Below are 13,408 nucleotides of genomic sequence, written 5' to 3' on the forward strand. Positions count from 1 at the left end.
GTGCCGAAGCGCATACATGCCCAGAAAACTTGTGTTGTTTGACATAGACGGAACGCTGCTCAATGTCGGCCCCGTCAACCGCCGGGTCATCCAGGATGCACTTCTGGAAGTCTATGGAACCGAAGGAACCGCCGCCACACACAGCTTCGCCGGCAGGATGGACAACATCATCATCCATGAGGTCCTCGAAGACACGGGACTAACCCGAACCGAGATCGAGGCGAAGTTCGAACGTGCCAAACAGACCTACATCGACCTGTTCAGAAAACGCGCCACCAAGGAAGACATCACCCTCACGCTCGGCATCCGCACCCTTCTTGAAAGGCTGCAGACGCATTCCGGCATCATCGTAGGACTCCTTACCGGCAACTTCGAAGCCTCCGGCCGCCACAAGCTCCAGATTCCCGGCATCAACCATTTCTTCCCCTTCGGTGCTTTTGCCGATGACGCCCGCCACCGCAACGACCTGCCCGCCGTAGCGGTTGAGAAAGCCTGGCGCATCACCGGAAAGCGCTTCACGGGGCAGGACGTCGTCGTCATCGGCGACACTGAACATGATATCAACTGCGCCAGAGCCCACAACGCCCGCAGCGTTGCCGTGGCAACCGGCACTTACTCCCTCGACCGGCTCAGGGGACACCATCCGGACGTCCTTCTGGAAAACTTAAACCAGCCGGATGTTGTTATACGGGAGATACTTCGATCACCAACCATTTAACTGCTCTTTTATGAAGACGTACCGTAGACAGATCCGTGAAAAGATCCTGCAGGCGCTCTATACTCTGGAACTCCGTGAAACGGACATCGAATCTGCAGCGGGATGGCTCCTGACCCCTGAGATACTGGGGGACCCCAACGCCATGAAGTTCTTCAACCTTCTGCTCAAGAGCATCAAGGACAATCGTGAGGAGATCGACCGATACATCGCGGCGCATACATTCAACTGGGACATGAGCCGCATCGCCATCATCGATAAAAACATCCTTCGCATGGCACTTGCCGAGCTCCTCTACTGTGAAGACATTCCACCGAAGGTCTCCATCAACGAAGCCATTGAGATAGCCAAGAAATTCAACAGTACCGACAAGAGCAGCAAGTTCGTGAACGGAATCCTCGACGCAATCTTCAACGAACTGAAAACAGAGGGAAAGATCAAGAAGAACGGCCGGGGCCTGATCAATCACTCTCCGGCAAAGGTTCAGAAAACCGAACCGGAAAAATAAGCCCGGAAGAGCCCATGCCCATCGGCAGCCATCTCACCGAAGACCACCGGATCATCGCCATTGGCGACATACACGGTTGCATTCAGACGTTGAAAGGGCTTCTTTATTCAATCGGTCTCCGGCCTGAAGACCAGCTGGTGTTCCTTGGCGATATCATCGACCGCGGTCCCTCATCAAGGGAGACTGTCGAGCACATCCTCGAGCTGCAGGACACGTTCAGCTGCCACTTCATAGCAGGCAACCATGAGCTCATGCTGCTTGAGGCCCTTGATACAGGCAGGCCAGATGCATGGATCAGGAACGGCGGCATGGAAACCATCGATTCCTATGGAGGCATCCCTCCGACGGAGCTGCCAAAACCCCATCTGGATCTCTTCAGGAAGTGCAAGCCCTATATGGAGACCGAGCACTGGTTTTTCGCCCACGGCGGTCTTGACCCCGATATCAGCATAGAAAACGGCATTCGCCTCCAGTCTCCGGAAGATTTCAGCTGGCAACGCGCGCACATGCGGCGGGAATACCTGGAACGGAACCAGTACCTTTGGGAAAAAACCCTCATCTGCGGCCATACGCCGGTATCAGTCCCCGTCATGCTTGAGCGGCTTATCGCCATCGACACCGGCTGCGTGCATCGCGAGCGGCCGCATCTCGGAACCCTCAGCGCCGTCATCCTCCCGGAACGGCGCATCGTCCAGCAGAAAAACATTGAGCCATACCCGTAACCCTCCAGCTTCATGAGCCTGACAGCGAAACAGAAAATCGAGTTCCTCCGTGAAGTGCTCGGAGCCCGATACCCCGACCCGAAAAGCGAACTGGTGTTCAGCTCCCCGTTCCAGCTCCTCATCGCCACAATCCTGGCTGCCCAGTCGACCGACCGGCAGGTCAACATCATCACCAAGGAACTTTTCAAGGCGGCCCCCGATGCTGAAAGCATGTCGGGCCTCGAGCTGGAAACCGTGACCGGGTATGTCCGCACCATCAACTATTTCAACAACAAGGCCAAAAACATCCTGGCCGCAAGCAGGATACTCGATAAAGAGTACAACGGGAGGGTGCCCGAAACACGAGAGGAACTGGAACGGTTGCCGGGCGTCGGGCGCAAGACCGCAAATGTGGTACTGGCCGCAGCCTTCCACCAGCCGGTCATGCCTGTCGACACCCATGTCCACCGCGTATCGAACCGCATCGGCCTCTGCCGCACTGAAAATGTAGAAGAGACCGAAGCCGCCCTGATGAAAATCATCCCCGAGGAGTGGATTGTCGACTTCCACCACTACCTGCTCCTGCACGGCCGCTACACCTGCAAGGCCAAAAAGCCGGCCTGCACCGGCTGTCCGGTCCGTGACATCTGCGCCTACCCGGAAAAGCAGTAAAAAGAAAAGCGCATGGTTCACACCCCTTAGGGGAAACCATGCGCATATGCATCCATCCTGCCCCTGCTTTCGAAAAATGAGTCTTACAGGAGCTCTATTTTTTTGTCCACAGCATAGAGCCACTCGCCTTCAGGGCGCTTGCGGTTGCCGGCCCAGAGCTCGAGGGTGACCCCTTTGGTGGACGGAATGGGAGAGGTGAAGATTTCAACCTGGTAGATGAACTCATCGAGCAGGTCCGCCCATGCCTGTTTAAGGTCCCCTCCGCTGTATGCGCCGCAGGGCTGAATGCCATCGGGACCGGACTGGAAATAGTCGGTAAGGTACACGAAGCTGTCGGGCATCAGGAACCCGCCGCGGAAAGTGCCGCGGGAGCGCTTCATGCCGGGCAGTTCAACCCAGAACTCAAGAAGTGACTCACTGTCGAGCGTCCTGTCGGCAACGAACCGGTCTACAAGCTGATGGATGGTCCCTGCGATGAGTTCACGGTTCAGGGCGCTGAGTTCGTGCATGGCGAAGTTCGGCGTATGGTCTTGCATGGCGGAAGAAAGAGGTTTTGCGGTTCGGCGGAAGAAGGCGATACTCTTTGAAATATACACCTATTTCGGACCTGTCCCAACCTGCGGATCCCGAAAGAGCCCGCGGCGCATGCCGCGAACTGCATTGGCCACCCAGATGGCGTCAGCCTCCATGAGGTCCCGGAGGGTCAGGCTCCGTTCCCGGAGGTCGGGGCGGGTGCGCAGCATGTAGGCGCGGAAAACTCCGTCGAGAATACCTGCACTGAGAGGAGGAGTAAAGAGGTGTGCCCCTTTCCTTATGAACACCGTGCTCACTGCCCCCTCGGCCACTTCCCCGCGCTCGTTGAGGAACAGCACTTCGTCGAACCCCTCCTCAATGGCAAGCCGGTACCGACGGTCATAGAACTCCCGGAGGGTGGTTTTGTGGCGAAGAACCGGGTTCATGGAGTCAACCCGCTCTTCAGCAAGAGCAAGCCGTAGCGGCAGTGCCCCCTCATGCGGTGAGACCGGCACGGCAGCTGCGGAAATCCCTCCCGTCGGTGAAAGGTCGAGGCGGACCTTGAAGCGGGGTCCCGTAAGAAGCAGCTCCCGCTCAAGCCGCCGCAACTCTTTTTGTGCATCGTCCTCGCTGAAGGGAATCCCGAAAACGACGGCAGAATCGCCAAGACGCCGGAAATGCTCGTTCAGCCAGACATACTGCCCATTCCAGAGGATGCTCTCGAAAAGCCCGATCGATGCAATGGGGGAAGCCCCGATAAGGGCAGCCTTCAGGCGGCACTCCTCCAGCTCCCCGAGCGGCTTCGAGTCCCAGACAATCCCTCCGCCAGAACCGTATACACCGGCGCCGTCACTAAGTTCCGCAGTCCTTATGGCGACGCTGAACACCATCTTGCGCTCGGGTGAGATCCAGCCGATCGTGCCGGTATAGGCACCCCTCGGCGATTCCTCAAGCTGCCCGATCAGCTGCATCGCACTCACCTTCGGTGCTCCGGTGACGGATCCGCAGGGATAGAGTGCACGGAAGATGTCATAAAGACCGGTCCCGGGGCTCAGCTTTCCGCCGATGCGGGAAACCATCTGGTGCAGGGTCGGCCAGGTTTGCGTTGCAAAAAGTTCATGAACCTCGACCGAGCCCGGCCGGCAGATCCTGCCAAGATCGTTTCGAAGGAGATCTACGATCATGAGATTCTCGGCCCGGTCCTTACCTGAAGCGGCAAGAGCGCTGCAGAGTGAGCGGTCCTCACGGGGTGAATCGCCTCGGGGTGCAGTCCCCTTCATCGGCATTGTGTCGATTACAGAGCCTCTCGTGCGGAAAAACAGTTCCGGGGAAAAGGAAAGGATGCTCCGGCCGGCGGCATTGATGCATGCGCTGTAGGATGAAGGCTGCCGCATACGTAGCCGGCTGTATAGGGCAGCGTCTGAAAGGTCGGTGCGGAACCGGTAGCGGCCGGTGAAGTTGACCTGATAGACGTTGCCGGCGGCGATTTCCCGGCGGATGGCCTCGATTTTTTCCTGATACGCCCTGTCCCTGAAGCTGAAGGAGAGATCGTAGGGCGTAGGGTCCGGGACACATGGATGATCGAAAGAAGCCGAAGGATGGAGGGGATCATGGGACGCCATCAGAGCCTCTGCCTCTTCAGGCGTGAATCGTTCCGGCGGGCCATACACCCCGAACCAGCCGATAGGCTTCCCGTCGTTGCGTCCGGCGGCATCATGGAAGCAGTCCGGTTCAAACCCCAGCCCCGCCTCGTAGTCCAGCCACCCGGCAAGATAGTATCCTCGCCCTAGCCACTCCTCCAGTTCGGCAAAAAAACGATGGAGCCCGTCTGGTTGAAGGAGTACGACCTCCGCCACCGGATCCCTGAAGCAGATGGCAAGGCATCCCTCATCCTGACAGAATGCCGATTCAAGCCAGATCGAACCCTCCTGCCAGCCGCTACCGGCCATTTCAGACCCGCTCGATCTGGATGGGCCGCAGAAGCACCGTTTCCAGCCAGGACTTCAGCTGATCGGCTGCCCATATTTCAATATCGGGATCGAACCGCGTTGTAAGGCGCAGCACCAGGCGGGAGCCTTCATCAATGGCCTCAAGCGATTCGACGTTCCGCCGGTGCCCCCGTTCAAGGCCGTTGGCAATCCGGAGGATCCCAGACAAAACGTCCACCGCAGCGCGGTGTTTTGCCTTGAGGGAGGCATATCCGGGGTGCTTGTCCGAAGGAGGAGATTTGCGGTGGTAACGGGCGACGTTTGCAATGACGGCGGTTTCGGAAGGAGAGAATCCGCGGAGTTCACCGTTGAGTATGATGTACTGCGAATGCTTGTGGTGTGAGGAAATGGAAATGAAGGTCCCGATGTTGTGCAGGAGTGCTGCATATTCGAGCAGCTCGCGGTAATGGCCGTCGAGTCCATGGAGCGAGGCGAGACCGTCGAACATCTGCAGGCTGATGCGGGCGACCTGCTCCGAATGCGCCTGGTTCCAGCCACATCGGAATCCGAGTTCTCTGGCGCTTTCCATGCGGATATCAAGCTCGGGGTCAGGGCAGCGGCGGGGACTGGAAAGCGGACACTGCTGCAGATAGTGCAGCACCATCCCTTCGCGGAGCGAGGAGTCCGATACCACGATTTCCTGCAGGTTGAAGAGCCGGAAAATCATGTTGACGAGAATGAGCCCGGGGACGATGAGGTCCACACGCTTCTCGTCAAGACCTGTCATCTTCCGCCGCTCAACGGAGCCAAGCGGGATCACCGCCCGGTAAAGCGATTCGAACTCGGCACGGGTGAAGGAACTGCTGTTGAGCGACCCCTCGCCATCAACGCCGTTCATGGACTGGATCATGCGGGCGATGTTCTCTGCTGTACCCGAAGATGCGATGGCACGATCGACCCCGATAGCCTCGGCAGCCTCAAGCGCAGAGACCATCTCTGCTCCAAAAAACTGTTCAAGCAGCTTGATTTCACGTGCAGTGACGGGGTCGTGGCCGATGAAGCGTTCGAGCATTCGGGCTACGCCTATCTTGCGGCTCTCAAGCAGCCGTACACCCTGTTTGTTGGCGATGATGAACTCGACCGATCCGCCTCCGATGTCGAACAGAAGATCGTAGCGGTCGCGCAGTGCGACGGCGTTACGCACCCCGTAGTAGATGAATTCAGCCTCTTCAAGGCCGGAGATAACCTTTACTTTAAGACCTGTTTCGTCGCGGACCCGCTGGAGGAAATCCTGCTGGTTTTTGGCCTCGCGTATGGCGCTTGTGGCAAAGGCAAGGATGTTTTCACGCTCCACGCCCTGCTGGGCGGCAAGGACAAGGAAATTCTTCAGTGCGGCGATGCCATCACGCATGGAACCCTCATCAAGCATTTTCGTTGAAATGCTTCCACGGCCTATGCAGATCATGTCCTTCACCCGGTCGATTTCAACAATCCCCTTTCCGGGACTGTCCTCGACAATGACCATGTGGAAAGAGTTCGTACCCAGGTCGATGGCAGCAACCCTCATGGCGTCGTCCGGCATACTGGTACTAAGGATAGGGATTCAGTGAAGCGTGCTTTTGCCCTCGGGGAAGGCATGCCTGCAAGGTACTGAATTTTAACAAAAAAGACGGGCGGGAGAGTTGGAAATTTCGATGTATATTCCGCCTCAGTCCCCCTTTCCGCTGTGGGTGGAAAGCACCGTTTTCATGAGCCATTGAACCTCCCGTTTCAAATGGAACACAACGACCGCCTGGGCCTGCGCTATGAAGTCGCCCGGAAAGCCATCCATCTGTCATCGCTGGCGATCGCAGTCATCTACTGCCATATCACGCGCGAGCTGGCGCTTATGCTCCTTGTCCCCCTGTTTCTTGGATTCTTCGCCGTCGACCTCCTGAAAAACTTCAAAGGCCCGGTGGCCGACTGGTACCACGGGACGTTCGGCTATATGCTCCGCGAGCATGAACTTGAAGGTGAGAAACCCCACATGAACGGAGCAACCTGCATCACTCTCTCGGCCCTCATCCTCGTCATCTTCTTTCCTAAAATCATCGCCATCACCGCATTTTCAATGGTGGCCGTATCCGACACCATGGCCGCCCTCGTCGGAAAAACCCTCGGCCGGCACCGCTTCGGACACAAAAGCCTTGAAGGAAGCGGCGCGTTTTTCCTCTCAGCACTCGGCATCGTCGCCGTCGTCCCCAACATTGACCCGCTGGCAGGTGTCCTGATGGCCTTAGTCGGAACAGTTGCCGAAGCGTTTGTTTTCCGCATTGCCGGTTTCAGGATCGATGACAACCTGAGCATTCCGATTGCTGCCGCTGCGGCAGGCATGCTCTACTACACCATCTTCATCCCCGAAGCAATCGAGATCCTCTCCATCTGCCGATAGACGGACTAAGCACCCATGCAGACCTGCATCACCGATTCAGCCGAGGAAGCAGCCAGAATCCTCAACGCCGGAAAGATCGTCGCGTTCCCCACTGAAACCGTTTACGGGCTCGGAGCCGGCATCGATTTTCCTGAAGCGGTTGAAGGGTTATTCCGGGCAAAAGGCCGACCCTCCGACAACCCGCTCATCGTACACGTCAGCAGTGTCGAACAGGTGGAGATGGCAGCAGCCAGGGTCACAACGGACGCACGGCGACTGATGGAGGGTTTCTTCCCCGGGCCGCTCACCATCGTCTTCCCTAAAAGCCCGAGGGTGCGCCATTCGGTCACGGCAGGGCTCGAGACCGTCGGAATCCGCTGCCCCCGCCATCCCGTAGCCCGCCTGTTCCTCTCCCGCTGCTGCTGCCCTGTCGCAGCGCCTTCAGCAAACCGCTCGGGCCGCCCCAGCGCAACCACATGGGAAGCTGTCAGGGAAGACCTCGACGGCCGCATCGACGCCATCCTCAAGGGGGAACCGAGCCGGATTGGCCTTGAATCGACCATAGTAGACTGCACCGGCCCTCACCCCGTCATGCTGAGAGCCGGAGCTGTCAGCCTGGAAGAACTGCAGAGCATCGTGGCGTCAACCACCGCCGCCCGCCCGTTGGAAGAGGGAGAAACCCCGAAAAGCCCGGGACTGAAATACCCCCACTACGCACCGGAAGCCGAAATCATCCCGATCGAGAAAGGAGATATGCCCTCTCCAGAAGGACGCGCTGCATATATCGGAACCGCGCCGCCACCGAGAGGCATGGCATTCGTCGAGCAGTGCATTGACCTTGAAACATACGCACGGAGCCTCTTCCACTTCTTCAGGGAGTGCGACCGCCGGGCAATAAGCACCATCTACTGCGAACTGCCCCCGACGGCCGGCATCGGCCGCGCCCTTCTTGACCGCATCAAGCGCGCAGCAGGGCACAAGTAATCAGAACGTCCACAGGCAACCGACATGCAGCGAAGCCGGAGAGTCCGTACTGCGCAGGTCGGAACCGCTGCTGTAAACATCCCTGTCGGTATACGTCGTAACCTCATAGCGAGCCGCAAGATTCAGGTTCGCTTCAGCTCTCCAGGCAGCAAGGAAAAACATCGATTTTCCCCGTCCGTTGTATGCTCCGAGGTCGAACTGCATCGGAAGACCATCCTCATATGCATAGATCTGCGCGTCGGAGCTGTCGGTATTGAACACGGTTCCGCGCCACTTCAGGCTGAGCCTTCCGGTGGCATAGTTCAGCTGTTCATAGACCAGCCAACCGTTGTAGGAACTGGGGGCTGCATAGTACTCCTTCGAAACCCGCTTGAGTTCGCCGCGGGTACGGGTACTGAACCCTTTCAGCACTTTCAGGTCGCAATCAAGCCGGATCCTGTCCGTCACGACTGGCAGCGGGGCATAGCCAGCGACACAGTCCTCCCCACCAGTGGCACACTGTGCAGATGACGCCTCCTCCTTCTCTTTGTGCTGCAGCTGCATCGTCCATGTGAGGGTTGGTGAAGCCTTCCACACCGTAAACAAACGCATATCCTGCCCCTCCGAAGGGTAGGGATAGTATGCGGGACTCAGAAGCGGAAAACGAAACCAGTCGAAGTACGCACCAACCTGTACCCGCCGGCTCAGTTTCGCATCGATGCCGACATAATAACCCTCTTCGTTCATCGCATTGTCAGCCCGTTCGGCAAACGCCCCGGCAAAAGGAGAATAATAGCGGTCCCCGTAGTTGCGCACTGCCGCTACCGCACTCACCCCGTGCAGCGGCTCGTATGATACGCCGCCGATCCATGAAGCCGCTTCGGGCTTTTGGGAAAAGGCCGCTTCCATGAACATCCCGAACTTTCCGGACGCAAGAGCGGCCTCAAGACCCACGAGATCGCCTGAAGAGGCTTCGTCAGGAGAAAAACCGGCGTCAACCAGCGACTCCAGCGGCTCGGAATACCGGTAGTGGACCATGCTTGCACCAATCCGCCCGTTCACTCCGGGAGCGCTGAAGTTCCATAAAAGGTTGGCGCCAGAAGCCTCCTCCCGCACCCCGTCCTGACGGGAAATCTCCAGTTCCGTGCGATGGTAGCCCGACTCGTCAAAACTGGTGATGAGCTCAAGATCACTGACTCTTCCATCCACGCGGTTGGAGGCGGTGAACGCCGTAACCTCGAAATCACCGGGCCGAAGGGTTGCCGCCGCACCCTGCAGGAACCCGTACTCGGCGCTCGAACTATAGGGCGAAAGTCGCCGGGAATGCAGCCGCACGCTTCCGGCAGGATCGGAGCCTTTTGAAAAATACCGGTTCTGGCCCATCAGAAGTCCTTCACCGAAATTGAGGGTGTAGTTGCCGACAACGGCGCTTTTGACGATGCCGATGTCGTAAGCATTGAGGCTGAAGGAGGTGAAGTCGTCAAGGTCCGGCTCCCCCACGTCCTTTTCCTGAACCACGCTAGCCTTCAGGTGCGGGATGGCAAGCTGAAAGCGATTGTAGAGTTTATAATTGTCGCCCTCATAATCACCGATCGTGATGCCCTGCCGCTCGGGCATTTCAGTATAGTAGCGACTGTAGAAGGATCCTTCGATCTGGTCGCGGAGAGCCTCCCGACGCAGCATGAGGTCCTTTTCAAAGACAATGTAGGGGATCATCCGCGCGGCCTTCTCCCTGCCGACGAGGGCAGCGAGGTCCGATTCGTTGCGGATGGGAGTCCTGCGGCGAGCGGAGAGAATAGTCTGGGCGTCGGTGTTCGTCAGCCAGGGCAGCTGGAGCAGGTCTTCGGCTGTAGCTTCATTCAGCGGGATCTTCTGCCGTTTAAGATCGGCAAGGTCTTCAAGGAGGGGTTCAAGGTTGCCCTCTGGTTCGAGGGCACCGAAGACGGACTCAAGCTCGTCCGAATCAGCGGCTTCGGCTGCCTCAGGCGGCCGGGCCAGAAGCACGATGAAAAGATAGCCGGCCATCACCCGCATGGCGTGACCGTTTTCCCTGTTGTGAAAAAGTCTCATTGCCATGGGGGTTAGTCCTGCGTGAAAAAAAATCAGGAACTTCCGGCTAACAGCCGGAGCTGCTGCACCTCGGTACGCGTAAGATGGCGCCACTGGCCCCGGCGGAGATCACCGGCTGTAAGGCCTGCATAAGCTGCCCTGTCAAGCCGTGTCACTTCAAACCCCAGTGTCTTAAACATCCTGCGAACCTGATGGTTCTTTCCTTCGTGTATGCTGATCCAGACCTGTGAGCCGTCTCCCATAATCTTGGCCTGGCAAGGACTTACCTTCTCCCCGGTGTCTGATAGGCGCATGCCGCCCGTGAGGAGAGGAAGGGACGCCTGCGGGAACGGAGCGTCCAATACAGCAATGTACTCTTTTTTCACATTTGAAGAAGGATGCATCAGTTTATTTGCCAGCATCCCGTCATTGGTGAGGAGAAGCACGCCGGTGGTTTTGCGGTCAAGACGACCGACCGGATAGACCCGTTCATTGACATCAATGAAATCGAGCACCATCTCACGGTTCCGCTCATCACTGCTGGTGGTGATGACATTGCGGGGCTTGTTGAAGAGGATGTATATCTTCCGGCCCTCAGGCTGGGCGAATTTCGATCCGTCGACAATCACCTCATCCTTTCCCGGCACCACCTTCACGCCGGGCTCAGTGGCCAGAACGCCGTTGATGGTGACCCGACCCTCGAGAACCATCTGGTCGGCGGCCCTGCGCGAGGCTATCCCGCACATGGCCAGATACCGGTTGATCCTTACCGCCTCATTCTGTTTCTTCTCCACGCTGTTCCCCATCGATTGTTTCCTGTGCTCCGCCGTCAAAGGGTTCCCCTCCGCTGTCCGGCTGTGATAGATATTCCTGTTCCTCGTGCTCGCGGAGGATCTCCTGGATCTCGCGAAGTTTCGGCAGGTCTTTGAGTGATGAAAGATGGAACAGGTCGAGGAACTCTTTCGTGGTTCCATACTGCAGGGGCTTGCCGGGGGAATCGGCACGACCCCGCACTTCGATAAGCTCGCGCTCCAGAAGCCGGTCAATGGCATAATCGGGGCTCACCCCGCGGATCTCCTGGATTGACCCCTTGGTCACCGGCTGGTGGTATGCGATGACGGAAAGCACCTCCAGGATGGAACGTGATAGACGGCGCCGGATTTTTGGCGACTCCAGCTTCCGCAGGAGTTCTGCGTACTCGTCCCTCGAAAGGAACCGGTAGCCGCCGGCAAGCCGGTGGATATGGAACGTCCGCCCCGTCTCCAGATACTCGGCGTTCAGCCGCTCAATGATCTCCTGCAGCTCGCCCGAGTCAAGGGAGGTACCGGTCACCTGCCGTATGGTCTGGAGGGTCACCGCCTCCTCGGAAGCGAAGATCACCGCTTCGATCTCTTGGTGCAATGCACGTTCCTGCATCTCTTTCGGGGAAGCTTCGGTTGGCAGAACGACGGCTGCGCCGCCCAACGGCGGTACTACCTTTTGCGGGCCGTCGAAAAGTTGTGGTCGAGGCAGATACCCTCTTCGAAATTGTACCAGAGTTCCTGGCAGGGGAAATTGCACTCGTAAAAGGCTTTTCCGATAATGACCGAATCGACTCCGCAGTACTGCAGACCGGCAAGACGCCGGAGATCCTCGGAACTGGTCACGCCGCCCGAGGCGGTCACCTTCATGCCCGCCAGTTCGGCAAAGCGCCTGGTGGTCTCATAGCCGACACCCTGGAGCATGCCGTCGCGCGTAATGTCTGTGTAGATGATTCGCTCGATGCCCATATCCTTCATCCTCTGGGCCAGCTCGAAGTCCTTCAGGTGGGCGCTCTCGGTCCACCCCTTTATCTTCGGCACGCCGTTGACGGCATCGATGCCGACGACGATCTTCGATGCGCGCCAGGTTTTCATGAGGTCGCCAACGAGTTCAGGGTTCGTCACGGCAGCCGAGCCGATGACCACCCGCCCGACTCCCATGTCGAGGTATCGCTTCACATCGTCTGCCGAACGGATGCCGCCGCCGACCTGTACGGGAATGTCGAGTTCTTCGACAATCTGGCGGATCCTTTCAAAATTGACCATCTCTCCTGTCAGGGCGGCGTCAAGATCGACGATATGGAGCATCTTGGCGTTCTGCTTGCGCCATATGATGGCCATGTCAAGGGGATTGTCAAGGTAGATCTTCTGCTGACTGAAATCGCCTCTCGTCAGCCTGACGCACTTTCCGTCCTTTATGTCTATAGCGGGAATAATCAGCATGGCGGGTCGCAGCAATACATAGGTTAAAAGGGGATGCAGATCCTAGCACTCCGCGAAATTCCGAAGCACCTGCAAACCAGCTTCGGAGCTCTTTTCGGGGTGAAACTGCACCGCAAAAATACCATTTTTTTCAATGGCGGAACAAAAGTTTTTTCCCGCGAACCAGGTCGTCGAGGCCATGCTGGAGGCCTCCAGAGGATCGCAGTAGTACGAGTGTACGAAATAGAAGAAAGAGTGGTCCTCAATGCCCCGGAAAAGGACGCTATCCTTCTGGAGGTCGATGGAGTTCCAACCGATCTGGGGAATCTTGTCTGTATCGCTCTTGAAATGCCGGACACTGCCCGGAATGAGTCCGAGGCCGCGGTGCGAACCCATCTCTTCGCTTTCGGAAAGCATCAGCTGCATGCCGAGGCAGATGCCGAAAAGGTGGCCGCCTTTATCGACATGCTCGGAAAGTGCGTCAGTGAACCCGAGGTGGTCGAGCGCCTCGATGGCCTGGCCAAACGCGCCGACACCCGGAAGCACGACCTTTCTGCAGCCAGCCATTTTGGCGGGATCGCTGCTGACGGTTGCCGGAATGCCGAGATAATCGAAGGCCTTCTGCACCGAACGGAGGTTTCCGGCGCCGTAATCAGCTATAAACACCATGTGCACGCAATCCCCGGGAAGGGCGGCCAGAGCCGCTGTCCAACCCCATTTTTTAATT

Annotated in this window: 14 protein-coding genes; 6 read left to right on the forward strand and 8 right to left on the reverse strand. The window is 57.8% G+C overall.

Translation table 11 applies throughout. From position 1 onward, the window contains the following. Nucleotides 1-16: 16 nt before the first annotated feature. The 4 genes from A3K90_RS08835 to nth are packed head-to-tail and all read left to right on the forward strand — an operon-like array spanning nt 17 to nt 2,596. Nucleotides 17-718: an HAD family hydrolase gene (locus A3K90_RS08835; protein ID WP_303682247.1), complete on the forward strand. Its 702-nt coding sequence runs from the start codon at nt 17-19 to the stop codon at nt 716-718. A 10-nt stretch (nt 719-728) separates the two neighbouring features. Continuing rightward, complete coding sequence (gene nusB / locus A3K90_RS08840; protein ID WP_303682248.1) at nt 729-1,223, forward strand: transcription antitermination factor NusB; 495 nt, start codon at nt 729-731, stop codon at nt 1,221-1,223. A gap of 14 nt (nt 1,224-1,237) precedes the next feature. Further along, nucleotides 1,238-1,945, forward strand: a complete 708-nt coding sequence (locus tag A3K90_RS08845) for a metallophosphoesterase family protein (protein ID WP_303682249.1) — start codon at nt 1,238-1,240, stop codon at nt 1,943-1,945. Nucleotides 1,946-1,957: 12 nt separating this feature from the next. Next, complete coding sequence (nth, locus tag A3K90_RS08850; RefSeq protein WP_303682250.1) at nt 1,958-2,596, forward strand: endonuclease III; 639 nt, start codon at nt 1,958-1,960, stop codon at nt 2,594-2,596. A gap of 83 nt (nt 2,597-2,679) precedes the next feature. On the opposite strand, the gene A3K90_RS08855 is transcribed toward nth, so the two are convergent. From A3K90_RS08855 to A3K90_RS08865, 3 genes are read right to left on the reverse strand one after another with little or no spacing between them, the layout of a single operon-like run. Further along, nucleotides 2,680-3,132: a hypothetical protein gene (locus A3K90_RS08855; RefSeq protein WP_303682251.1), complete on the reverse strand. Its 453-nt coding sequence runs from the start codon at nt 3,130-3,132 to the stop codon at nt 2,680-2,682. Nucleotides 3,133-3,192: 60 nt separating this feature from the next. After that, nucleotides 3,193-5,058: an aminodeoxychorismate synthase component I gene (gene pabB / locus A3K90_RS08860; protein WP_303682252.1), complete on the reverse strand. Its 1,866-nt coding sequence runs from the start codon at nt 5,056-5,058 to the stop codon at nt 3,193-3,195. A 1-nt stretch (nt 5,059) separates the two neighbouring features. Beyond that, entirely contained in the window at nt 5,060-6,619 is a 1,560-nt protein-coding gene (locus tag A3K90_RS08865) for a Ppx/GppA phosphatase family protein (RefSeq protein WP_303682253.1), read from the reverse strand. A gap of 192 nt (nt 6,620-6,811) precedes the next feature. Here A3K90_RS08865 and A3K90_RS08870 point away from each other — a divergent pair, with 192 nt between their 5' ends. Then, nucleotides 6,812-7,468 (forward strand): diacylglycerol/polyprenol kinase family protein, encoded by a 657-nt coding sequence (locus A3K90_RS08870; RefSeq protein WP_303682254.1) that lies wholly within the window; start codon nt 6,812-6,814, stop codon nt 7,466-7,468. A gap of 15 nt (nt 7,469-7,483) precedes the next feature. Next, nucleotides 7,484-8,431: an L-threonylcarbamoyladenylate synthase gene (locus A3K90_RS08875; RefSeq protein ID WP_303682255.1), complete on the forward strand. Its 948-nt coding sequence runs from the start codon at nt 7,484-7,486 to the stop codon at nt 8,429-8,431. On the opposite strand, the gene A3K90_RS08880 is transcribed toward A3K90_RS08875, so the two are convergent. Genes A3K90_RS08880 through hisH form a run of 5 tightly spaced genes read right to left on the reverse strand, consistent with a single transcriptional unit; the run spans nt 8,432 to nt 13,350 of the window. Continuing rightward, nucleotides 8,432-10,486 carry a helix-hairpin-helix domain-containing protein gene (locus A3K90_RS08880; protein ID WP_303682257.1) on the reverse strand — a complete coding sequence of 685 codons (2,055 nt, stop codon included), beginning with the start codon at nt 10,484-10,486 and terminating at the stop codon, nt 8,432-8,434. 26 nt (nt 10,487-10,512) lie between these two features. Beyond that, nucleotides 10,513-11,265, reverse strand: a complete 753-nt coding sequence (locus A3K90_RS08885) for a pseudouridine synthase (protein ID WP_303682258.1) — start codon at nt 11,263-11,265, stop codon at nt 10,513-10,515. Then, complete coding sequence (scpB, locus tag A3K90_RS08890; protein ID WP_303682259.1) at nt 11,234-11,875, reverse strand: SMC-Scp complex subunit ScpB; 642 nt, start codon at nt 11,873-11,875, stop codon at nt 11,234-11,236. The genes A3K90_RS08885 and scpB overlap by 32 nt, the downstream gene beginning before the upstream one ends. 56 nt (nt 11,876-11,931) lie before the next feature. After that, entirely contained in the window at nt 11,932-12,702 is a 771-nt protein-coding gene (gene hisA / locus A3K90_RS08895; protein WP_303682260.1) for a 1-(5-phosphoribosyl)-5-[(5-phosphoribosylamino)methylideneamino]imidazole-4-carboxamide isomerase, read from the reverse strand. A 42-nt stretch (nt 12,703-12,744) separates the two neighbouring features. Next, nucleotides 12,745-13,350 (reverse strand): imidazole glycerol phosphate synthase subunit HisH, encoded by a 606-nt coding sequence (gene hisH / locus A3K90_RS08900; RefSeq protein WP_303682261.1) that lies wholly within the window; start codon nt 13,348-13,350, stop codon nt 12,745-12,747. Nucleotides 13,351-13,408: the final 58 nt, after the last annotated feature.

The sequence above is a fragment of the Pelodictyon luteolum genome (assembly GCF_001622165.1).
Lineage (GTDB): Bacteria > Bacteroidota > Chlorobiia > Chlorobiales > Chlorobiaceae > Chlorobium > Chlorobium luteolum_B.